The sequence below is a fragment of the uncultured Butyricimonas sp. genome (genome assembly GCF_959596855.1).
Taxonomy (GTDB): Bacteria; Bacteroidota; Bacteroidia; order Bacteroidales; family Marinifilaceae; genus Butyricimonas; species Butyricimonas muris.
Map to the genome: position 1 here is coordinate 1 of NZ_CAUFYA010000062.1, position 22,403 is coordinate 22,403.

Genomic DNA, 22,403 nt, shown 5'->3' on the forward strand with positions numbered 1-22,403 from the left:
ACAACAACGTGTTGGGAGAGTGGGAAGAATACATCACCAAGTATTTCGGGTACGACAAGGTGCTGCCGATGAATAGCGGTGCAGAGGCGGACGAGACAGCCCTGAAACTTTGTCGCCGTTGGGGATATGACGTGAAAGGTATTCCTGCCGATCAAGCAAAGATTATCGTGTGCGAGAACAATTTCCACGGTCGTACGATTACTATCGTGACGCTCTCCAACGATCCCTCTTCGTATGCCGGATTCGGACCGTTTACACCCGGATTCGTGCGTATTCCTTACGATGACATTCCCGCGTTGGAAGAGGCTTTAAAAGACCCGAACGTGGCGGGATTCCTGTTGGAGCCTATTCAGGGAGAAGCCGGGGTTTACGTGCCGCACGAGGGCTATTTGAAGAAAGCTTATGATTTGTGTAAGGCACACAATGTGTTGTTTATGGCCGATGAGGTGCAGACCGGTATTGCCCGCACGGGTAAGATGCTGGCGTGCGATCACGAGGGGGTACGTCCCGACGTGTTGATTCTCGGTAAAGCTATTTCCGGCGGTTTGATGCCCGTTTCCTGCGTGTTGGCAGACGACGAGATCATGATGACGATCAAACCGGGAGAACACGGTTCCACTTATGGCGGTAATCCGATCGCTTGTCGGGTATCCATGGCTGCATTGCAAGTGATTAAAGACGAGAAACTTGCCGAGAATGCCGAGAGATTGGGTAAGATATTCCGTGAACGCGTGGGACAGATCAAATCGGATATGATCGGACTCGTGCGCGGTAAAGGTTTGTTGAACGCCGTCGTGGTTACCCCGAAAAACGGCAAGACCGCTTGGGATGTTTGTTTGAAACTCCGTGACAACGGCTTGTTGGCAAAACCGACACACGATCATATCATCCGTTTCGCCCCGCCTCTGGTTATCAACGAGGAACAGTTGCTGGAAGCAATCGGAGTTATCGAGAAGACGTTGAAGGAATTTGAGTAGTTCATAAAGTCCGTAAGGTCTATAAGGTCCGTAAGGTCAAATCATTGTTTTGTTGATATTCATTGACTTTACGGACTTTAGGAACCGAAGGTTCGACTTTATGGACTTTACAGACTGGAGGTGTGTCAAACACACCTCTATTTTTGTGTTTTATTTATCCATATTGTTGAAAAAATTAATTTTCAGTGTATATTTGTTAGATTAAAACATCCTTTTTATGTCAATTGATTTCGAGGCTTTATTAGAAGGTGTTAATAGAAAGGAAATGAGGGCGTGGGAAGAACTTTACGCGGCGTATTATGCCGTGCTTTGTTCGTATGTGAATGGAATCACACGAGATAGGGATCAGGCACAGGATATTGTGCAGGATGTTTTGGTCGCGGTGTGGAAGTCTTCCAGATGTTTTGCGGACATGAAGGAGTTGACGTCTTATCTTTATAAGGCGTGTTATAATAATGCTTTGATTCACAATCGGAATGTCCGTTTGCGCAAAGAAATCGAGCAGAAAATCGTGTTGGAAATTGAGGAGGAATTCTCTGATGAAATGTTCGCGGTAACCGTCCGGGATGAATTATTACGTCAATTATACTACTATATAAAGGAATTGCCGAAAGGTGCCCGTGAAATTATCGAATTGAGTGTACAGGGACTTTCCGGACCGGAAATTGCGAAAAAACTAGGCGTGACCATTCACACGGTTAAAACACAAAAAAACCGGAGTTTCAAGTATTTGCGAGAGAAGTTGAAGGACTCCGTTCTATTATTTTTAATTTAATTGAAAAAACTTTCCTTTTTTGTCATACTCTTGGTACTTTCATGTATTATACAATTAAACGATCGTTTTTTAATGGTTTCTACTTTACTCTAAACTCATTTTTTCCTTTTTTGCAAGTCACTTGATTTCAATTGCTTACTTTTTAACATGTTATTATTAACTGTGAAGATCGCTTCTATTAAAAAACGATCCATTATTGATACTGTAAAATAATGCGTGAGATGTGGCTAAAGAGTTATATGACAGACTAAAATATAAAGAATGAAAATGGATTTGCATAGAGTGATCGAATTGTTCCGAAAATCTTTTACTTCATCCCTTACCGGAGAGGAAGGGGAGGAGTTGAAAGGGATTCTGGACGATGATTCTTTAAAAAAGGCCTATGAACAATTGTCGGATGAAACCTTTCTTGTTGAAAAGTTCCGAGAATTTGACGAGTACGAGTATAAACCGGCTTTTAATAAATTGAAAGGTTATCATCGGCAGCGTAGAAATCGTCGTTTGATCGCGTGGACTTCTTCCGTGGCAGCAGCGATTATTCTGGCTTTTGTGCTTGTATATAAAGGAGAACAAAATATCGAACCCGTGAAAGAACAGGTCGCAGCACAACATATTATTCCCCCGGGTAACAAGACTGCCATGTTGAAACTGGCAGACGGGAGAATGGTTCCTATCGGTAGCGAGAGTCTGGAGATCGAGGAAACAGGAGGAAGTGTCTTGAAATATGAAGAAGGTTATCTTTCATATTCTTCAGAGGTGGCTACGTCGGAAGAGTTATATAATGAGTTGGAGGTTCCGGTAGGAGGGGAATGTCACGTGTGTTTGGACGACGGGACAGAGATTTGGTTGAACGCAGATTCCAAATTGAAATATCCGGTTCGTTTTAACGGGGATACCCGCCACGTGGAACTTTACGGGGAGGCATACTTTGACGTGAAAAAAGATTCCCGTCCGTTCGTGGTTAAAACGGAAACGGGGGATATTACCGTTTTAGGAACTTCGTTTGGTATAAGAGCCTATAAAGGACAGGAGGGATACACGACTCTGGTATCCGGTAAAGTACGGTTTACATCGAGAAATAACGAAGATATGCTGTTGGCTCCCGGCGAACAGGCTGTTGTTCACATTTCCGGGGTGTTGGAAAAAAGAACGGTGGACGTGGAGGAATACGTGGGATGGAAAGACGGGTTGTTTGTCTTTAAGAATAGGACGTTAGGTGCTATCATGGATATTTTGGGACGTTGGTACGGGGTAGAAGCCGTTTTTCAGGATGATTCTCTAAGAGATTTGGAGTACACGGGTAGCTTGGAACGGTATGATAATATCAATACTTTTTTGCAGTTATTGGAGCGATTAAAAGATGTACATTATGATATAAAAGGGCATACAGTGATTTTGTTTAAATAAAAAAGGGAAACCGGGCAACAAATTTCTCAGGTTCGGTGTCCGGCTCCCGTGAATCTATATTTCTAATATAAATTGTACAATAGTATGAAAAAAAAGCGATTAATTAGGTTTTCCGACCTATTAAAAAGGTACAAGAAAAATTTAATGATTATGAAATGTTGTATCGTATTTGTTTTCTTGTTTAGTCTGAATCTGTCAGCGCATGTCTATTCACAGCAAAGTCTGGTGACTTTGGATTTGGCGGGCGTGTCGGTTGAACAGTTTGTGGAGGCTGTCAAAAACCAGACAACAGTCCGTTTCATGTACAATTCCGCACTGGTACGGGAGGCTGGAACTGTTTCCGTGAAGGTGAAAGACATGGAGTTGGAACGTGTGTTGAAAATGGTGTTGGGAAAAGTGAATTTGGAGTACGAACTTTTTAATAATGTAGTTCTGATTCGCGCGAAAGGAGAGAAAACCGCAGCACAGGAAAAACGGTTGATAAGGGGTACCGTGAAGGATAACAAGGGGATACCGTTACCCGGTGTTACCGTGTTGGTGAAAGGAACGTTAACGGGAGTCGCCACGGATGTCAACGGGAAGTTTGAATTGAAATGTGATCCCGATTCGACTATCGTGCTGGTTCGTTCGTGGGAATGAAAAATAAAGAGATCACGGTAGGGCAACAGCAGCAAGAAGTGAACGTGGTCATGGAGGATGAGGCGGAGAATCTGGATGAGGTGATCGTAACCGGGTACCAGAAGATTTCAAGAGAGAGAGCAACCGGATCATTCTCGGTCGTGACGACGAAAGATTATAAGGGTAAGATGGAAACGGATATCATGTCCCGAATCGAGGGATTGGTAACGGGTTTGGTAAATTATAACAAACAGGTGAGTATCCGGGGAGTATCTACCGTTTACGGGAACCGGAATCCGCTATATGTAGTAGATGGAGTTCCTTACGAGGGTAAGATCGAGGCAATTAACCCGGCGGACGTGGAGAATATCTCCGTGTTGAAGGATGCGACGGCAGCTTCTATTTACGGTGCACGTGCGGCTAACGGGGTGATCGTGATTACTACCCGGGGTGGGAGAAGCGGTAAGACTAGAATAACGTATGATGGTAGCGTGAAGTTCAAACCGCTTCCGGATTTGGATTACCTGAAATTGATGAATAGTTCGCAACTAGTGGATTTACAAGTGGAAGGGTTCGAGTATTATCATACTCCTTATGCTAACTTGAACAAGCGGAATGCTTTGAATGAGGTGACGGAGTTGTTGTATATGGCGGAGCAGGGACAAATCGGAGAAACCGAGTTGCAGCAAAAATTAGATGTGTACCGGAATGCCAATAACAAGAATCAAGTTAAGGATCAATTTCTAAGAACGGCGATCACGCATCAGCACAATCTGTCGCTCACGGGAGGAACGGAGAAAAATAATTATTTGGTTTCGTTGAATTATTACGGCAATAATCCTTACGAGAAAAATCGTAGTGACGAGAGAATCGGTTTCACGTTGAAAGAAAACGTGAAGTTCTTCGATTGGTTATCGGCAGATTTTGGCGTGATCGGTAGTTTCACGAAGGATAGCGGAAAGAACGGTTTTGACAATATAAGTAGTTCTGGAACCCGGAGTAATACAGAGTTGTCCTTGTACACGGGAGGATCTTCCTATCAGATGTTGAGAAATGATGACGGAAGTCCCCGGGAATGGAGAAAAGGTAAATCGGATTACGAGTTGGATCGTTTGGAGAGTCTTGGTTTGTTGAACGAGAGATATGTTCCGCTGGAAGAGTTGGAGCGTAAACATTACAAGGATAAATCGTCTTACTATCGTTTGCAGGCAGGGTTTAACGTGAAGATTATCGAAGGATTGACAGTGGATTTGAGGTATCAGACGGAGAACACACAGATCAAAAATAGACAGTTGTATGATAAAGATTCTTACTACGTGAGGAATATGGTGAACGATGCATCCACGGTAGACAAGCAAACCGGAGAAGTTACCATGAACATTCCTTCTGGTGGACAACTGTTACAAATAGAAGAAGATATTTACTCTTACACGATGAGAGGTCAAGTGAATTTTAACCGGGTGTTTAAGGAAATGCATGGTGTGGCAGCCTTGGCAGGTGCGGAACGTAGGTTGATACGAGATACAAAGACAAGTGTTTACAAGATGGGATATGACGATCACAGTCTTAGTTATAAACCGGTTAACCCTAATGAAATGAGTCCGATAAGCGGAACGGAGGCTCTTTCCGGTTCTTATAATTGGGTTGATTGGGATTGGAATTATTTCTCGCAGGACGAGGACCGTTACGTTTCTTTTTACGGTAATGCTTCTTACACGTATAATAATCGTTATTCTATTAACGGGAGTATTCGTGTGGATCAATCCAATTTATTTGGTACGGACCCGAAATACCAATATCGCCCGTTGTGGTCGGTGGGTGCCAGTTGGTTTATGGCGTCGGAGGAATTTATGAGTAATGTAAAATGGATCAATCGTTTGAATTTACGTTTAACTTACGGTATAAACGGTAATGTATCGAAAGAAACCGGACCTTATTTGACTGTGGAGGATTACGGTTATAACAATTGGACGGGGGATTTTAGTGCTAACATCACGAGTCCGCCTAACCCGGAATTGCGTTGGGAAAAGACGGCTGTCACAAATATCGGAGTGGATTTCACGATGTTTAATACCCGTTTGAACGGAACGATAGATTACTATATTCGCAAGAGTACGGATTTGTTAGGAAATCGAGATACGGACCCGACGTTAGGATGGAGTAGTTTGAAGGTGAATTACGGTAGTTTGAATAATAAGGGTATTGAAGTGGCATTGGGAAGTATTAATATTTCAAAACCCGATTTTGAGTGGCGGACTAATTTGAATTTCTCGTACAATAAAAATAAAATAACCAAGATGAAACATAGTGGTACTACTGTATTTTCTTACGTGCAAGGAGTAGTACACACGAAGGGACGACCGATGTACAGTTTGTTCAGTTACCAGTCCGCGGGACTTGACCCGGAAAACGGAGCTCCGTTAGTGTATGATAAGGATGGTAAGAAGGTCTCAAATGTTGGGTCGATCGAGGAATTGGAGTATTCGGGAACGATGCGTCCACCTTACACGGCTTCGTTGATTAATAGATTTAGATACAAAGGTTGGAGTTTGTCGTTTATGTTTATATATAATGGCGGACACGTGTTGAGAGATGAGATATCTCCTTACTTGACGGGTAGTGTAACAAGTAATATCTCTAAAAAAGCAATGAACCATTGGCGGAAACCGGGAGACGAGAATATCAAGGGTATTGCGCCTGCCATGAACAGGAGTGCTTCCTACACGATGAAGCAAGTATGGTATGCACTTGACACGCATGTTATCAAAGGAGATTATATCAAATTGCGTGATGTGACTTTGTCTTACGATTTACCGAGAGAGTGGATTCGGAAGTTTAGTCTGGAAAGTATGTCCGTGAATTGTCAGGTTAGTAATTTATGGCGCTGGGTGGCTAACAATAGCGACCTTGATCCGGAGGCATACACGACCACCGGTTATGGTTGGGGTGCCAGAACTTTGCCTGTCCCGACAACTTGTACGTTAGGTGTATCAGTAACTTTCTAAAGTATTAAGCATTATGAAAAACAAGATATATTTATTATTATTGTGTCTTACGGGATGTTTTATCTCGTGTGACAGTTTTTTGGATCTCCAACCGAAAGGAATTGTTATTCCGAAAAATTACGAGGATTACGAGAAATTGATCAATTATGCCCAATTGTTGAAGGCTTCCGACTCATACCCGAATTTTATGACAGACGACGTGTATTTGCCGGACGACGGGGATGTTAATTTCAATGATTTGGAAGTACCTGATCGGAATTTATACACGTTTCAAGCGGAGATATTCGGGGATGCGGAGAGAGATGGGTTGTGGGAATATTCGTATAATCGCATCTATTATTACAATACAATCATTGAGGATGTGATGAACGTGGAAGATGTCACGTTGGATAAAAAACGTTCCCTACGTGCAGAGGCTTTGTTGGGACGGGCATTTGAATATTTAACCTTGGTAAACGCGTACGCGAATCATTATAACAAGAATACAGCCGCTACTGATCCGGGAGTACCGTTGATGCTGGACAAGAATATTAATAAGTCCAATTTGGAGAGGGCAACCGTACAGCAAGTGTACGATCAGATATTGACAGACTTGGACACGGCAGCTCTTTATTTGCCGGATAAACAGAAGACAGCCTACCGGGCTTCCAAACCCGTGGGATTGGGTATGTTGGCGCGGATGTATTTATATATGGGAGATTATAACGAGGCGTTGAAATATGCCAAACAGTCTTTGGCAGAGAATAGTTCTTTACTCGATTTGAAGAATTATTCTGTGGTTGACCCGGAAAAAAGTATCGGTCGTATAGATGTTCCTTATGGCGCGGATAATCCGGAGAATATTTATATCCGTTTAGCCCCGTGGACATTTGGTTTTTCAGGTACGGCTTTCGGTTCCGACGAACTGGTGGCTTTGTACGATCACGATAATGATATGCGGTTTAAGCTTTTCTTCTCCAACTATGCTTGGGGGGTGAATTACGATAATTATTTGTGGTTACCGTATATTTACGCTAACATGGCGATGTCTGTGCCGGAAGTTATTTTGATCGCGGCGGAGTGCGAAGCCCGGGTGGGAAGTAAAGATCAGGCAATGCTTTATCTGGATCAATTGTTGGAGTACCGGATTGTCGGGTATCAGTCACAAAGTGCGGCAACGAATGAAGAGGCTTTGGATAAGGTGTTGACCGAGAGAAGAAAGGAAATGTGTATGTTGGGATGTACCCGGGTGATTGACTTGAAGCGATTGAATCGGGAGCCTCGTTACGCGAAGACGATAACGCACGTGGCAAACGGACAGACTTACACGTTGGAAGCGAATAGTCCGAGGTATATTTTCCCGATACCGCCCAAGGTGTTGAGTTTTAATCCGAACATGGAGCCTAACGAGAGATAGAATTTATGGGGGGAGGAGCTGGCGACACATCCCAAAGAGGGTGAGTAGTTCAGCTCTTCCTTTACCACGTATTAAAATTGAAACAGGATGAAAAGTATTGTATATTTATTTATCATGGTGGTTATTTGTTTTTCCTGCAAGGAAGAAAAGACTACCGTTCATTTGAAGGGACAATTGAAGGGAATGACACCTTCGGAAGTGATGCGTTATAACGGAACGGCATCCATGATTGGGGATAGTCGGGATATTATTTTGCACACGGATGAAAACGGGATGTTCGATACGGTGATCGAGTTGAAGAAACCGGAGTATTTCTCGATAAGCCGTAACACGCTTTACCTGACGCCCGGCGATGATATGGAAGTTTATATTACCGAAAGTAATAAAGAGGCTACGTTTAAGGGTGTGGGGGCAGAGGCGAACAATTACATGAAGAAGAGATTGTTCCCGAAAGGCGGTTCTTTTCTGGAAGGCGGTTCTAACGTGAGAACGGATTTCCCGACAACGAAACTTCTGGTGGATAGTCTTGCCGCTGTTCGGAAAACGGAGTTGGAGAACCTGAAGAACGTATCCCCGGATTTCAAGAGAATGGAGAATGCCCGGATTGTCGCGGACGTTGTGAATAGTTATATCAGTTACGCTTCTTACGGGAAAGAATACCGTCTGGATTGGCAAGCTTTCCAAAAAGCAACCCCGGAGGAACAAAAAGCGATACAGGAGCAGTTGGAGAAAATGCAGAACGCGCATTTCGCGACCATTACACCGGAATTGAACCGGATGTACAAGGATTTGACCGATACCCTATTATTGAATGTGGCCGTCGTGAGAGATGTACTTTCTTATGCTAACGGGGATAAATTCGGATGGTTCGAGGGTATCGTGTTGCCGGAGAGAACCGGAGAGCTTTACGAGGCTTATGAAAAAGTAGAGAGTTTGCGCCGGGAAGTGACGCCCGAAACCGTGGGACAAGCGAATGACTTTATCGCTCGCTCTAAGAATCGGGATATCGCCACGGAAGTAAAATATAAGGCCGGGCAGGCGGGAAAATTGGTAGAAGGACAGCCGGCCATTGATATTGTCATCGAGGATGTTGACGGCAACACGAAACAATTGAGTGATTTCCGGGGAAAAGCTATCTATCTCGATTTCTGGGCGACATGGTGCGGACCTTGCATACAGGAATCTCCCGCGTTCGAGGCTTTGAGTAAAAAGTACGAGGGGAAAGATATCGTGTTTATCCCGGTTTCCACGGATGCACGTCAATCCACGTGGTTGTCTTACTTGAAAAATCATCACAAGGATTTACCGCAGTATATATCACATGATCAAGCGTTGAAGGACGAGTGGTGTATCATGTATATACCTCGTTTTATATTGATTGACAAGGATTTTAAGATCGTGAATGCTTATGCTCCCCGTCCGTCGGAAGAGGGTATTACCGCTTTGCTGGATGCTGTTTTGAAATAATAAAAGCGTGTAAAATGAGAAAAGGGATTGTTGTATTGATATTATGTATTTTCTCTGTTTATGTTTTCGGGCAGAGAACGATAACCGGGAATACGGGAACTTTGGATATTAACAAGATATACTTGTGCGAGGTTGTGCATGAATACCGGGGTATACATCAAGTGATTGATTCTGCCGAGGTGAAGAACGGACAATTTACTTTTGTCGTGAAGGATGCCCGACCGGAGTTATATTTTATCGGGGATACCCCTTGGCATGGCGGTTATTTCTTCTTGGACGGGAACAAAATCAAATTGAAACCCGAGTCGATTTCGGAAGAACAGATCGATTGGTCTGTGGAAGGTTCTCCGTTAGACAAGAAATACCGGGAGTTTAAAAAACGTATGTATGCCGAAACTTTCGGGGCAATCAAAGATTCGTTGAACGCGCTCTTTTATAAAGCGAGGGAAGCAGGAAACCGGGAAGAAATGAAACGGATAAAAGAAGAATCGGAACCTTATTATGACGAGGGAAGCGAGAGAGAACGGGAATTGGTAAAAGAATACGTTCAGAAGAATATGGAGAACCCTTTCGGGATGTATCTTTATTATTATAACGTGTTTCAGCGTAAGGATTTCCCGACGTTAGAATCGATCGTATCGGAAAAAGCGTATATTGATAGTTTCGGGAAAGATGCGAAGAATACTTCTTATCTGCCCAAGATGGGACAGAAGTTGGACTTGTACGAAAATTGCGCCATTGGTCACGAGGCTCCCGAAATTGTAGGTCTGGATACTTTGGGCAATCCGGTGAAATTGAGTGATTTCCGGGGGAATTACGTGTTGGTTGATTTCTGGAATTCTTATTGCCATTGGTGTAGGGAAGAAACTCCGGCTTTACTGAAAGCCTTGAAACAGTTCAAGGGAAAGAATTTCAAGATATTAGGTGTTTCTTCCGACAGGTATAAGGATAAATGGATCGAGGCTATTCACGAGGATGGTAGTTATTGGGAACACTTGATGTTGGAAAAAGGAGATGATGTGATGGAGCGTTACTGCATCAAGGGTATCCCGCACATTATTCTGGTCAGCCCTGACGGAAAGATTCTGGCGAAAGAGTTGCGGGGGGAGGAGTTGGTACGGGTACCTGAGGAGCTGATGAGATTTTAATTTGAGATTTAAGAGTTGCCTGCGGCAAGTTGCAGGTTACAGGTTGCTTCTCTAGCGTTGAAGACTGTATTCCAGCTCCTCCTCTGTTTATAGAGGAGGTGGCACGGAGTGCCGGAGGAGTTTTTGAATATAGTGAAAAGAACTCCCTCCCCCCTTCGGGGTACTCCCTCTATAAACAGAGGGGGAGTTGGATTACAGCCTTTTCTTTAAAGGAACTTTTAGAAGAAGCTGAGTAACAGCATCACGTTCAATGCCGTGACGATTCCCCCGATGACGTACAGCAGCCATTTCGTGTAAGTGGAGTTTTTGTATTTTCCCATGACCTTGGAGGACGAGGTAAGGTGTACCTGCGTGAAGATCGTGATCGGGAGTTGTACGCTAAGAGCCATTTGCGAGTAAATCAGTCCTTGGAACGGGTTGGATATTAACATGATTAGTGCAAAGGCGAGAATAAGGGAAGACAGTACGCCGATTTTGGAGTGACTGTCTTTAATATCATAAGGCTCCTTGTATATGCCGGCGAAGATAGAGCCTGCCGCCATGCCGGAAGTGATGGTTGAGGAAATTCCGGCAAACAGAAGTGCCACGGCAAAGATTAGGGCGGCGTTATTACCCAACAGCGGCGTGAGTAATGAGTTGGCTTGCTCTAACTCCGTGACGGGAGTTCCGCTACGGAAAAACGTGGCGGCGGCAAGCAGTATCATGGCGCTGTTGATTGCCCAACCGATGACCATGGAGAGTATCGTGTCGGCATACTCGTAACGCAGTTGTTTCTTGATGATTTTATCGTCCTGTATGTTCCATTGTCGGCTCTGGATAATTTCCGAGTGCAGGAAGAGATTGTGAGGCATAACCACGGCACCGAGCACGCTCATGATCACGACCATGGAGCCTTCGGGGAAAGCGGGCGTTACCCACGCGGGAAGTGCCTCGTTCCAGTCAATGTCTACCAGTGAAAGTTCGTATATGAATGACAAGCCTATGATTGACACGAAAGCGATGATCCATTTCTCGATCACCCGGTAAGTATTCGTGAAAAGCATAATTACCACGAACACCAATACGAGTAAGGAGCCGGCACGTACGGGAATATCGAACAGCATTTGCAAGGCAATGGCACCGCCCAGAATCTCGGCGAGCGAGGTGGATATGGAGGCGAGCATGGCGGAATAGAGAATGCCTTTGGCATAGCGGGGCTTCAAGTGTTCGCTGGCGGCTTCCGAAAGGCACAATCCGGAGGCAATCCCGAGGTGCGCCACGTTGTGTTGCAGGACGATAAGCATGACTGTCGAGAGTGTAACCATCCACAATAAGGCATAACCGAATTCAGCTCCCGCGGCAAGATTGGACGCCCAGTTACCGGGATCGATAAATCCCACGGTGACGAGTAGCCCCGGTCCGATATACTTGAATATTTCCAGTCCCCCCAGTTTCGGGGTATGCTTTGCCGTGTTGAGTAATTCCTTGAAATGCTTTAACATGCCGATAGAGTTAAAAACTAAAAGCTAAAAACTAAAAGTTAAGAGCTGATAGTGTAAATTTATTTCTATTTTTGAAACTTCAAAAGTACGAATAACGATGAATAATTGTTCCGTGAACACGAACTTTTAGTTTTTAACTTTTAACTTTTAGCTTTTATGCTTGTACCGGTTCTTCTTGTAGTTGCTTCGCTCGCGGTGCTTTATTTCGGGGCGGACTTTTTGGTGAAAGGGAGTTCTTCGCTTGCCGTTCGTTTGGGAATTTCACCGCTGGTGGTGGGATTGACTGTCGTGGCGTTCGGGACGAGTGCTCCGGAATTACTCGTGAGCGTGCAGTCCGCGTTGGACGGGACGCCGGGGATTGCCGTGGGGAACGTCATGGGATCGAATATTTTCAATATATGCGTGATACTCGGTATTTCGGCGATGATTTATCCCTTGCGGGTAAATCCTCGGTTGATCCGGTTCGATATGCCGGTGATGTTATTGGCGACGGTTCTGTTCGTTGTCATTTTCCGTAACGGGGTATTTGCCCGATGGGCGGGAATATTGTTTTTTGCCGGGATTTGCGCGTATATGGTGTATTGTATTTACAAGGCGAAACGGGGTGAAGTGGCTGAAACCGATGAAGAGATTCGACCGACAAAGAGTTGGGTGTTGGATATCGTGTTTATGGTCGCGGGGTTGGGATTGCTTGTCTGGGGATCGGGATTACTCGTGGATAATGCCGTGGTTATCGCGAAAACCTTGGGTTGGAGTGAGGCGGTCATCGGGTTGACGATCGTGGCGGCAGGCACGAGTATGCCGGAGTTGGCAACTTCCGTGGTGGCAGCTGTCAAGGGGCGGACGGATATAGCTATCGGCAACGTGGTCGGTTCGAATATTTTCAATTTACTGGCGGTACTTGGATTGACTGCAACTATCGCTCCCGTGGAAACGAACCAGATCAATTGGCTGGACATGGGGGTTATGGTGGGTTCTTCCTTACTCCTTTTGCCTTTTATGCGCACGGGTTTCCGTATCGGACGGGGGGAGGGAATCGTGTTGTTTGCCATTTATGCGGCATATACGCTTTACTTGCTCGTGTAATCAGATACTATAACCGGGGTAATCATTTTTCACATCCTTTTCACTCTCCAGTCAAAGACCATTCATTTACGTTCGTGAACGTCTTTGAAACGTCTTTGTATCGAAGGTGAAACGTCTTTGTTCCCTTATTACTCCCTTATCTCAACGGGAGTTCTTCGGGTGTTTCCCGGCTATCAGGTATTGACTAACTCCTGACCAAGTCCTGACTAACTCCTGTGTATACAGGACTTGGTCAGGACTTAGTCAGGATCTGGTCTGGAGTTCCCACGGGGGAACCACGGGTACGTGTATCTTGAAGTGACGGTAAATAAATCCGGATATAGGACAAAAAAGGAAACTTTGTTTGGAGAGTATGAGTTATTTTTCTTAAATTTGGTTTCGAAATTTGAGCGTGTGTTTATGGCGGATATTTTATTGTTAACCGAGTGTTTGAAAGAGGGATCATGCAGAATGAGCAAAAAATATTATTAGAACATTTAGCCAAGGAAGATGACATGGCTTATACGATATTGTACGAGCAGTTTTATGTTCCGATGGTGCTTTTTGCCGGGAAGTATATTCGGGACGAGGAGGCGGCAAAGGATGTGGTTCAAGAGTTTTTTATTTCGATGCTGGGGCAGAAGAAGCGTTTCGAGAACATGATTGCGTTGAAAGTCTATCTTTATAATTCGGTGAAAAACAGGTGTTTCAATTATCTCCGGCACGAACGGGTGAGGGAGGAATACGAGGCGATGGTTATACGGGAATTTGACGATGTGGATCTTTTTTGGGACAGGGTGATGGAGGAAGACGTGTACGTGCGGGTAATGCACGTGGTAGAGGAGTTGCCGCAACAATACAGGAACGTGATGATGCTTTCACTGGAAGGGTACAAGATATCGGAAGTGGCGGAGCGGATGGGAATAGCGCTCGATACGGCGAAAGAGTACAAGAAGGAGGGGAAGAAACGGCTGGGAGCCCGTTTGCAGGCGTTGGGAATGGGTATGTTCGTGTATGTTTTTCTTTGATTTCTAATAAGTTTGTAAATTTCTTTTATTTTTTTTGATTTTCATCCCCCCGTTTTATTTCCTGAGGTGTTTCTTCTATAGAAACGTAATTATAGAAATATGAACAGGGCAGATGAAGTTTTTCGCGTGTCGGAGATGATTTCCCGGTGTATACTGGGGGAGTTGACCGATGCGGAGAAGTTATGGTTGGAAAAGTGGGTAGAGGTATCTCCGGAGAATAAGGAGTTGTTTGACAGGCTTGTCGGGGAGAAGATGCTCTCGGAGAAAGTGCGGGCCTACGGGCGGATTAACCGGAAAGAGCCTTTGGAAGAGTTGTTAAATCGGAAAAAACAGTTGGAGCGCTCCGTTCGACGGCGTCGGGTAACACGTGTTGTCGGTTATGCCGCCGCTATATTATTGCCGTTGGCAGTTGTTTTTTATTTCTACATCCGTCCGGGGCGAGGCGTACTGCCGGCAGAACCGCGGTTAGAGGCTCGGGTGGAACTTCCTGCGGGGGAGAGTAAGGCGATTCTTCAACTGGCTGACGGCAAGGTCGTGGAATTGACGCCGGAGTCCTCCCGGCATATTGCCCGGGGTGACAGGGTGACGATAAAGCAGGACTCCGGTATTATCAAGTATAAAGTGGATGGTAGCACGATGAGGCAGAAAGAACGGTTCAACACGATCACGGTTCCGAGAGGCGCCGAGTTCTCGTTGGAATTGAGTGACGGAACACGGGTGTGGTTGAATGCGGAGAGTCGTTTGCGCTTCCCGGAGGAGTTCGTCGGGAGGCACCGGAAAGTGTATCTTGAGGGGGAGGCTTACTTTGACGTGAGCTGCGATCCGGAGAAACGCTTCGAGGTACAAACGGAGAGTGCGGAAATACGGGTTTACGGTACTGAATTTAATATTCTGGCGTACAAGGACGAGCGGGAGATCACGACAACACTCGTGAAGGGATCCGTGGGGATAAAAGTGAAAGGGACGAAGGAACGGGTGCGCTTGGAACCCGGTGAACAGGCTTGTCTGGTCGGGAATAAAATAACAAAACGGGAAGTGGATACGGAAATCTACACGGCATGGATGAAGGGGCGGTTGGTGTTCAAGAGCGTGCGACTGGAGGATATGTTGCGCCGCTTGGCACGTTGGTATAACGTGGATGTCGTGTTCAGTGAAGAGTCGTTGAAGGATGTCACGTTCACGGGTGAGGTGAAGAAGTACGAGGATTTCACGGAGATTCTGGAGGTAATCGAATCTACCCGGACCGCTCACTTTCAAGTGAAGGACAGGATTGTAATTGTATTAAAATAAATAGAAAAGAAGCAAACTGCGCGGGCACGCGGTTTGCTTCAAGAGTAAGTTAATCAGCAATAATAACTTAAACGAAACAAAGGTATGAAAAAAAATGGAGAATATGACCCTCCTAAAAACGGGTCATTAAAAAAAATGTGCAGAATTATGAAAGTAACAATGCTACTCCTCTTGTTCACGGTGTACCAGTCTTTCGGATCGGTACACGCGCAACAGGTCAAGCTGGATATTAGCTTGGATAACGGGAGTTTCGCACAATTCATGGAGCAGGTGAAGCGCCAGTCGGATTTTACCTTTTTCTTTAACGATGGCATGATCATGGGGGTGAAGAATATTACCCTGCACGTGAAGCAGTCGGCTATTGAAACGGTGTTGGAGGCTTGCCTGAAGGGTACGGGGATTTCGTTCCGGATCAAGGACAACACGATTATCCTGTTTGGTGCGGACGAGAAGGTAAAGAAAGAGATCACGGTGAAAGGGAAGGTCGTGGACGAGGAAGGCGAGCCTTTGCCGGGAGCGACGGTAAAGGTGAAAGAGAACGGTACCGACGGGCAGGGTGTTGTGCGGGGAACGGTGACGGACGCGGACGGGAAGTTTACGGTGAAGGTAACCGATCCGAAAACCATGCTGGAATTTTCTTTCGTGGGTTACGTGACGCGGTTGATAGCGGCTTCCGACACGACGGCGTTGAAACGGGTGGTGTTGAAAGAGGAATTGAAGAGCATCGAGGAGGTGGTTGTGACGGGATACCAGAGAATCGACCGCAAGTTGTTCACGGGAGCGGCAGCCATCGTGAAGGCGGAAGATGTAATGGTGGAAGGATCGAATGATATCAGCCGTATGCTGCAAGGAAAAGCTGCCGGGGTGCAGATACAGAATGTTTCGGGTACTTTCGGGGCATCCCCGAAGTTGAGGGTACGCGGTGCTTCTTCTATCAACGGTAACCAGAAACCGTTGTGGGTGATAGACGGTCTGGTGCTGGAGGACGTGGTGGAGCTTTCTGCCGACGATTTATCCTCGGGCGACTCGGAGACCCTGATCAGTTCAGCCATAGCGGGTTTGAATGCCGACGATATCGAGAGTTTCCAGATATTGAAGGATGCTTCGGCGACAGCGTTGTACGGGGCGCGGGCGATGAACGGCGTGGTGGTGATCACGACGAAAAGAGGGAAGAAGGGAACGATGAAGGTGAATTATAGTGGGGAGTTCACGATACGGATGAAGCCGGATTACGAGCAATATAATTTGATGAACTCGCAGGAGCAGATGATGGTGTACAAGGAGATGGAGGAGAAAGGGTGGTTGAATTATGCGGACGTGTCCCGGAAGAAAAATGGCGGTGTTTACAAGAAGATGGCGGATATGATTTCCATGTACGATGAAACGAGCGGGAAGTTCGGCTTGAAGAATACACGACAAGCGAAGAACGCTTTCCTGCAAAAGTATGAAATGGCGAACACGGACTGGTTTGATGTTCTTTTCCGTAATTCTTTGCAACAGGTGCATTCCGTGAGTTTGTCTTCCGGTACGGATAAATCCCGTTTCTACGCTTCCATGAGTTATTTCAACGATGCCGGTTGGTCGGTAGCGGATAAGGTGGAACGGTACACGGCGAATATGAATGCTTCTTTTGATATAAAGAAATGGTTGACCGTGAATCTGTTGACGAATGGTTCACTGCGTATGCAGGATGCACCGGGTACGAACAGCCGTAGAACGAATGCCGTTAGCGGGGAGGTGGAACGTGATTTCGATATCAACCCTTTCAGTTACGCGTTGAACACGAGCCGGACATTGCGGGCTTATGACGATGACGGTAATTACGAGTATTACACGATGAATTATGCCCCGTTCAGTATTCTGCACGAGTTGGAAACGAACAAGTTGAAGATCGATATGTTGGATACGAAATTCCAGACGGAATTGGAATTCCGGCCGTTGAAAGGGTTGGACGTGAAAGTGCTGGGGGCTGTTCGTTACGTGAAGACGACACGGGAACACCGGGTGTATGATAATTCCAACGCGGCGGAGGCTTACCGGGCGGCAGGCGATGCCACGATTCGGGACGGGAACAAGCTTTTGTACGAGGACCCGGATATGCCGGGATATCCTGCCAAGGTGGTGATGCCCAAGGGGGGACTTTATAACCGGAGTGAAAATTCGATGCTGAATTATTACCAACGGGTAATGGTGAATTATAACACTTCTTTTAATGAAGGAATACACACGTTGAACGTGATGGGAGGGGAGGAATTGCGTTACACGAACCGCACGAAATCCAGTAATCAGGGATTCGGTTACCAGTGGGATCGCGGGGGTGTACCTTTTCTTGACCCCGATTTGTTGAAGCAACAGATTGAAGCCGGAATGTCTTATTACGGCATGGAAGAGGAGTTCGATCGTTTCGTGGCGTTTTTTGCCACGGTGGGGTATAGTTACAACGGGACGTATGTTTTCAATGCCACGGGGCGTTATGACGGTTCCAACCGTTTGGGGAAATCGCTTTCCGCCCGTTGGTTGCCGACGTGGAATGTCAGCGGGGCATGGCATATATCGAACGAGGCGTTCATGGAACCGCTGGAGAAGATTTCCCGCCTGACTTTGCGTGCCACTTACGGGTTGACGGCAAGCATGGGACCGTCGAGCAATTCGCGGGTGGTGTTGTATAACGATGTAACAAAACGTCCGACGCAGCAGGAAAAAGAGAACAGTATTTATATCGGTGCCTTGGAAAACAAGGATCTGACATGGGAAAAGCAGTACGAGACGAACGTGGGGATGGATTTGGGCGTATTCGATAACCGAGTTAGCCTGAGTGCCGATTTCTACTGGAGAAAAGGATTCGATCTGATCGGTAAAGTACGGGTTTCCGGCATCGGCGGACAGCAGTCGAAGAGTGCGAACTACGCGGATATGAGGTCCCACGGGGTTGAATTTACATTGAACACGAAGAATGTGGTATATTCTTCTTTTAGTTGGACGACGAACTGGACTTTCTCTTATAACAAGAATAAGATCACGAATCTGGAGTCCCGTCCCCGCGTGATGGATCTGGTAAAGGCGGAGGGGGCTCCCCGACAGGGATATCCGGTGAGGGCTATTTTCTCTGTTCCTTTCCTCGGGTTGACGAGTGAAGGTATTCCCACGGTGATGGATTCCGATGGTAATCCTTGTATTGGTGATATTAATTTTCAAGAAACAAATAAGTTGGACTTCTTGAAATATGAGGGACCGGTAGACCCGAAGATCACAGGTGGTTTTGAAAACACGTTCAAGTACGGGAATTTCTCTTTTGCCGTTTTCTTGAATTATCAGTTCGGGAACAAGGTGCGGTTACACGATTATTTCAAGAGCGAGTATAATGATTTGTCGGCTATGCCGAAAGATTTTCTCGACCGGTGGATGATTCCGGGCGACGAGAATATTACATCGGTACCCGCTATTCTTTCCGTTCGCCAGAATGAGCGGAAGAACAGTGAGTATAAGAAAGTTTATAATGCTTATAATTATTCCACGGAACGGATTGCCGACGGCTCTTTTATCCGGTTGAAGGATATCAGCCTGACGTATAAATTCGATGATAAATGGGTGAGAAATATCGGATTGAGTTCGATGTCGTTGAAGTGTATCATGTCCAACGTGGCGTTGTTGTACAGTGATAAGAAATTGCACGGGCAGGATCCGGAGTTCTTCCGTTCGGGCGGTGTGGCGCTGCCTGTCCCTCGGCAAGTGACGTTCTCCCTGAGAGTGGGATTTTGATGAAAAGATTGGTAAATCGTTAAAATAGATAAGATGAAAGCATATAAAATATTAACGGTCGGGATGTTAGCCTTGTCAGCAACGGCGTGTAACTCGTTTCTGGATGTGACCCCGGATAACCGTACTGAATTGGACAGTCCCGAGGCGATGAAGGAGTTGCTGGTGTCGGCGTACCCGAGGGCACATTATTATCACGTGTGCGAGGTGATGAGTGACAATGTTGCGGAGCGTCTCGTAACCGGAACGCATAGCCGTGCCACGTTGAATAGGCAGATGTACATGTGGGAGGAGGGGACGGAAACGGGAACGGATAATCCCGTTTACGTGTGGACAAATTATTACGAGTCTATAGCGGCTGCCAATATCGTGCTGGAAGCGCTGGAAAATGAAGAGGACACGAAGGAGTACGCTGCCATCAAGGGTGAAGCGTTGGTGTGCAGGGCATTCTGTCATTTTCTTCTGGTGAATCTTTTCGCGGAGCATTATGATCCGGATAAGGCGGGACGGATGTTGGGAATCCCGTATTGCGTGAAACCGGAAACGGAAGCAATCGTGCATTATAAACGGAATAGTTTGAAAGAGGTGTATGATCTGATCGAGGAGGATTTGCAAGCGGGGTTGCCTTTGTTGCAGGATCAATCGTACGAGGTGCCGAAGTATCATTTCACGAAGGCGGCGGCTCACGCTTTTGCGGCTCGTTTTTACCAGTATAAGGCGGAATGGGATAGTGTTATCGTGCATGCGACGGCTGCGTTGGGGAACAGTCCGAAAAGCAAGTTACGCGATTTGAGGAATCCCGCTCAAGCGAACGGGCGATGGGGGGACAAGGACGCGTATGCTTCGAAATACTTTAAAGTAGACCAACCGTCGCCATTCCTAATGATATCTGCCAAAAGTTGGTGGGCGAGGGATGCACAGTCTTTTAGTTTGCATTATGGCATGAAGAAGAATGAACATGCTTCTTTGTTCATGGATAAAAACGTGACAGGTAGTCCGGTGACCGGGACATATGCTACATTTTTTGTAATCTCGACTAATTCAGCTGGTTGTGCCCGTATGTATAAGTTTGATGAGTTGTTTATTCGAACGACAATCGGTGCTAGTACAGGGGTTGGATATGCGGTTTCCACTCTTTTATCGAGTGAAGAGGCTTTGTTGAACCGTGCTGAAGCGTATATCATGAAGAATCAGTTTGATCTGGCCTTGGAGGATATCAACTTGTATCTTGGAGAACGGGTTCGGGTGAACAATGATGATGCGCATGCCGATTTTACCCCTTACAAGGTGGACTTGGCTAAGATTAAGGCTTTTTACGACGGTCAGGAAGCGTATCCCGATCTGCAGCCTTTTTATTCCGGTACGATATCCGAAGACCAGATGTCCATGTTGAAGTGTGTGGTCGATTGGAGAAGGAAAGAATTTATGCAGGAAGGTTTGCGCTGGTTCGATATCAAGCGTTTTCATTTACCCGTGGTTCACACGTTCGAGGTTTCCGGCGAACCGGCAATCACGCTCACGGGAGATGATTTACGACGAGCCATACAGATCCCGTCCGAGGCGCAGGCTTTCGGGGTAGAGGCTAATCCCCGGTAGTGTATTAATTTAAAAACAGTAGATTATGAAAAAGTATATATTTAGCTTGTTGTTGTTCGTGTTACTGGCTTTCGCGACGGCATGTTCCGATGATGATCTGGGACCCTCTATTTTTGATACTTCCGGTGATGAGTTGACAGAGTTGGACCTTTGGTTGCAGGAGAAATTTGTGGATCCTTATAACATAGAGGTGATTTACAAGTGGAAGGATGTCGAGACCAGTATGGGGTATAATCTTACTCCGCCCAAGGAGGAGAACGCGAAAGGATTGGCAAATGTGTTGCTGAATATCTGGTGTGAACCTTACATGGAGGTCGGCGGAGCAACCTTTTTCAAGAGCGTATCGCCGAAACAATTGTTGTTTATCGGTTCTTCGCGCTACACGAGTAGCGGAACGGTGACCAAGGGTACTGCCGAGGGAGGACGTAAAATCGTGATTTTTGAAGTAGACCAGTACGACCGGACGAACGCGACTCGTCTGAAACGGTACATGAAGACCGTACACCACGAGTTTGCCCATATTGCGGCACAGACGATCGAGTACCCGAAAGAGTTTGAAACGATCACGCCCAATTACGTGGAAGAGTGGGATAAAATTAAAGATCAGGATGCTTATGACCAAGGATTTCTTTCCGGTTACGCGATGAGTGAACCGGGAGAGGATTTCGCGGAGATTGTAGGGTTTATGCTTTCCAACAGCGTGGAGGATTGGGAGGCCATGTTGGATTTGCCTTCCTCGCAGGAGGCGAAGGATAAGTTGAAACAGAAGGTGGAAATGGTGGTCGTATATTACCGGGATAACTGGAATGTTGATTTATACGCTTTACAGGCGAGATGCGAGCAGGCTTTGAATGACGTGGTGAATGGTGTAATTGTTAATCCTTGATGAGTATGAAAAAATTGATATATCTATGTATGATTGCCGGTATGTTGCTGGCGACAGCTTGTTCGGACGATGATGAGTACGTGTTTTCCGAGTTGCCGAGCGAGCGGATAGAGGCTTTTCGGACGGAATGTGAAACAGCCTTGAGAGGGGCTGCCGACGGGTGGAAGTTTGTTTATTATCCCCAGAAAGGGAGTTATGGCGGTTTTACTTTCCTGTTCCGGTTCAAGGAGAAAAACCGGGTGGAAATGACGAGTGATTTCGAGACGGAGGTGGGGGATTATTCTTACAATCTTAATCTCTCGGAGGGGCTGGTGCTGACGTTCGACTCGTACAGTCCGATACACCGTCTGGCGAACCCGGGGTATGCGTCTCCCGTCCGGGACGGTAATAAAGGGTTCGGTCTGGAGGGAGATTTCGAGTTTATCGTGAAAGACGTGGGGGACGGTGTGATTGAATTGATCGGGAAAAAGACACGGGTGGAGTTGAACATGGAGAAAGCCACTGCCGC

The 22,403-nt window shown here is 46.1% G+C and carries 16 protein-coding genes; 15 read left to right on the forward strand and 1 reads right to left on the reverse strand.

Annotation, left to right across the window (positions count from 1 at the left end):
* The 8 genes from rocD to Q5866_RS18970 form a co-directional block, all read left to right on the forward strand.
* Positions 1-977: ornithine--oxo-acid transaminase (gene rocD / locus Q5866_RS18935; RefSeq protein WP_303181867.1), on the forward strand; the 977-nt coding region annotated here is incomplete at its 5' end.
* A gap of 217 nt (positions 978-1,194) precedes the next feature.
* On the forward strand, positions 1,195-1,752 hold the full coding sequence (locus Q5866_RS18940; RefSeq protein ID WP_186978546.1) for an RNA polymerase sigma factor: 558 nt from the start codon (positions 1,195-1,197) through the stop codon (positions 1,750-1,752).
* 261 nt (positions 1,753-2,013) lie between these two features.
* Entirely contained in the window at positions 2,014-3,159 is a 1,146-nt protein-coding gene (locus Q5866_RS18945) for a FecR family protein (RefSeq protein WP_186978547.1), read from the forward strand.
* A gap of 150 nt (positions 3,160-3,309) precedes the next feature.
* Entirely contained in the window at positions 3,310-3,798 is a 489-nt protein-coding gene (locus Q5866_RS18950; protein WP_303181870.1) for a SusC/RagA family TonB-linked outer membrane protein, read from the forward strand.
* A complete protein-coding gene (locus Q5866_RS18955) occupies positions 3,795-6,782 on the forward strand; it encodes a SusC/RagA family TonB-linked outer membrane protein (protein WP_303181872.1) in 2,988 nt (995 codons plus the stop codon). The genes Q5866_RS18950 and Q5866_RS18955 overlap by 4 nt, the downstream gene beginning before the upstream one ends.
* Positions 6,783-6,795: 13 nt before the next feature.
* The gene (locus Q5866_RS18960) at positions 6,796-8,178 is read left to right on the forward strand and encodes a RagB/SusD family nutrient uptake outer membrane protein (RefSeq protein ID WP_186978549.1); all 1,383 of its coding nucleotides are present in this window, start codon (positions 6,796-6,798) and stop codon (positions 8,176-8,178) included.
* Positions 8,179-8,265: 87 nt separating this feature from the next.
* Positions 8,266-9,645: a TlpA disulfide reductase family protein gene (locus Q5866_RS18965; RefSeq protein WP_303181873.1), complete on the forward strand. Its 1,380-nt coding sequence runs from the start codon at positions 8,266-8,268 to the stop codon at positions 9,643-9,645.
* Positions 9,646-9,659: 14 nt separating this feature from the next.
* Positions 9,660-10,793: a TlpA disulfide reductase family protein gene (locus Q5866_RS18970; protein ID WP_186978551.1), complete on the forward strand. Its 1,134-nt coding sequence runs from the start codon at positions 9,660-9,662 to the stop codon at positions 10,791-10,793.
* 218 nt (positions 10,794-11,011) lie between these two features.
* Here Q5866_RS18970 and Q5866_RS18975 read toward each other — a convergent pair whose 3' ends face one another.
* Positions 11,012-12,274 carry an Nramp family divalent metal transporter gene (locus Q5866_RS18975; protein ID WP_186978552.1) on the reverse strand — a complete coding sequence of 421 codons (1,263 nt, stop codon included), beginning with the start codon at positions 12,272-12,274 and terminating at the stop codon, positions 11,012-11,014.
* A gap of 156 nt (positions 12,275-12,430) precedes the next feature.
* Between Q5866_RS18975 and Q5866_RS18980 the strand changes: the two genes are divergently transcribed.
* The 7 genes from Q5866_RS18980 to Q5866_RS19010 all read left to right on the forward strand — a co-directional run.
* Positions 12,431-13,360 carry a calcium/sodium antiporter gene (locus Q5866_RS18980; RefSeq protein WP_186978553.1) on the forward strand — a complete coding sequence of 310 codons (930 nt, stop codon included), beginning with the start codon at positions 12,431-12,433 and terminating at the stop codon, positions 13,358-13,360.
* Positions 13,361-13,803: 443 nt separating this feature from the next.
* Complete coding sequence (locus Q5866_RS18985) at positions 13,804-14,367, forward strand: RNA polymerase sigma factor (protein WP_186978554.1); 564 nt, start codon at positions 13,804-13,806, stop codon at positions 14,365-14,367.
* Between the two features lie 99 nt (positions 14,368-14,466).
* Entirely contained in the window at positions 14,467-15,657 is a 1,191-nt protein-coding gene (locus Q5866_RS18990; protein ID WP_186978555.1) for a FecR family protein, read from the forward strand.
* Positions 15,658-15,804: 147 nt separating this feature from the next.
* Positions 15,805-19,416 carry a SusC/RagA family TonB-linked outer membrane protein gene (locus Q5866_RS18995; protein WP_303181874.1) on the forward strand — a complete coding sequence of 1,204 codons (3,612 nt, stop codon included), beginning with the start codon at positions 15,805-15,807 and terminating at the stop codon, positions 19,414-19,416.
* A 33-nt stretch (positions 19,417-19,449) separates the two neighbouring features.
* Positions 19,450-21,009 (forward strand): RagB/SusD family nutrient uptake outer membrane protein, encoded by a 1,560-nt coding sequence (locus tag Q5866_RS19000; protein WP_303181875.1) that lies wholly within the window; start codon positions 19,450-19,452, stop codon positions 21,007-21,009.
* A 25-nt stretch (positions 21,010-21,034) separates the two neighbouring features.
* On the forward strand, positions 21,035-21,895 hold the full coding sequence (locus Q5866_RS19005; protein WP_227215065.1) for a putative zinc-binding metallopeptidase: 861 nt from the start codon (positions 21,035-21,037) through the stop codon (positions 21,893-21,895).
* Between the two features lie 5 nt (positions 21,896-21,900).
* The coding region (locus tag Q5866_RS19010; RefSeq protein ID WP_303181877.1) for a DUF4302 domain-containing protein at positions 21,901-22,403 on the forward strand (503 nt) is incomplete at its 3' end.

Bases quoted from the DNA above. Each gene is read 5' to 3' on its own strand.
- Q5866_RS18940 (WP_186978546.1), top strand. From the start codon at position 1,195: ATGTCAATTGATTTCGAGGCTTTATTAGAAGGTGTTAATAGAAAGGAA.
- Q5866_RS18945 (WP_186978547.1), top strand. From the start codon at position 2,014: ATGAAAATGGATTTGCATAGAGTGATCGAATTGTTCCGAAAATCTTTT.
- Q5866_RS18950 (WP_303181870.1), top strand. From the start codon at position 3,310: ATGAAATGTTGTATCGTATTTGTTTTCTTGTTTAGTCTGAATCTGTCA.
- Q5866_RS18955 (WP_303181872.1), top strand. From the start codon at position 3,795: ATGAAAAATAAAGAGATCACGGTAGGGCAACAGCAGCAAGAAGTGAAC.
- Q5866_RS18960 (WP_186978549.1), top strand. From the start codon at position 6,796: ATGAAAAACAAGATATATTTATTATTATTGTGTCTTACGGGATGTTTT.
- Q5866_RS18965 (WP_303181873.1), top strand. From the start codon at position 8,266: ATGAAAAGTATTGTATATTTATTTATCATGGTGGTTATTTGTTTTTCC.
- Q5866_RS18970 (WP_186978551.1), top strand. From the start codon at position 9,660: ATGAGAAAAGGGATTGTTGTATTGATATTATGTATTTTCTCTGTTTAT.
- Q5866_RS18975 (WP_186978552.1), bottom strand. From the start codon at position 12,274: ATGTTAAAGCATTTCAAGGAATTACTCAACACGGCAAAGCATACCCCG.
- Q5866_RS18980 (WP_186978553.1), top strand. From the start codon at position 12,431: ATGCTTGTACCGGTTCTTCTTGTAGTTGCTTCGCTCGCGGTGCTTTAT.
- Q5866_RS18985 (WP_186978554.1), top strand. From the start codon at position 13,804: ATGCAGAATGAGCAAAAAATATTATTAGAACATTTAGCCAAGGAAGAT.
- Q5866_RS18990 (WP_186978555.1), top strand. From the start codon at position 14,467: ATGAACAGGGCAGATGAAGTTTTTCGCGTGTCGGAGATGATTTCCCGG.
- Q5866_RS18995 (WP_303181874.1), top strand. From the start codon at position 15,805: ATGAAAGTAACAATGCTACTCCTCTTGTTCACGGTGTACCAGTCTTTC.
- Q5866_RS19000 (WP_303181875.1), top strand. From the start codon at position 19,450: ATGAAAGCATATAAAATATTAACGGTCGGGATGTTAGCCTTGTCAGCA.
- Q5866_RS19005 (WP_227215065.1), top strand. From the start codon at position 21,035: ATGAAAAAGTATATATTTAGCTTGTTGTTGTTCGTGTTACTGGCTTTC.